Annotated in this window: 1 protein-coding gene and 1 pseudogene; one reads left to right on the top strand and one right to left on the bottom strand. The window is 65.2% G+C overall.

Going from position 1 to position 425, the window contains the following annotated elements:
- Nucleotides 1–214 (top strand): formate--tetrahydrofolate ligase (locus tag FY251_RS21655; protein WP_148416963.1); only part of this gene is annotated, 214 nt, incomplete at its 5' end.
- An 85-nt stretch (nucleotides 215–299) separates the two neighbouring features.
- Here the strand turns inward: FY251_RS21655 and FY251_RS23955 are convergent.
- A pseudogene (locus FY251_RS23955) lies at nucleotides 300–425 on the bottom strand (formimidoyltetrahydrofolate cyclodeaminase); the annotation flags it as partial.

Consider the following 425-nt stretch of genomic DNA (forward strand, 5'->3'; position numbering starts at 1 on the left):
GTCCAAGACGTTCCACTCGCTGAGCGACGACGCGAGCCAGAAGGGCGCGCCGGAGGGCTGGGAACTCGAAATCAGCGAAGTGTACCCGTCTGCCGGAGCTGGCTTCCTGGTCGCTCTCACGGCCGACGCGCTCACGATGCCTGGCCTGCCGGCCCGACCGGCTGCCGCCGACATGGACATCGACGAAGACGGTAACATTTCGGGGCTGTTCTGACGAACCGGCCTCGCGTCCCAGCTCCTGTGGCTCGTCCGCTCGATTTTTAACGGATGCCGCTCGGCGTTCGACGAGGTGACGACGCTCACCGCTCCGCGTTTGCGACCGCTTCGTCGAGCGCCGCTTTGCCGGCCGCTTCTGCCTCGTCTGCCCGCTGTTTCATCGCTGCCACGAATGATTCGTCGTCGATCATGTCGAGATTGGCCCGGAC

The organism is Haloferax sp. KTX1, assembly GCF_902410085.1.
GTDB lineage: Archaea > Halobacteriota > Halobacteria > Halobacteriales > Haloferacaceae > Haloferax > Haloferax massiliensis.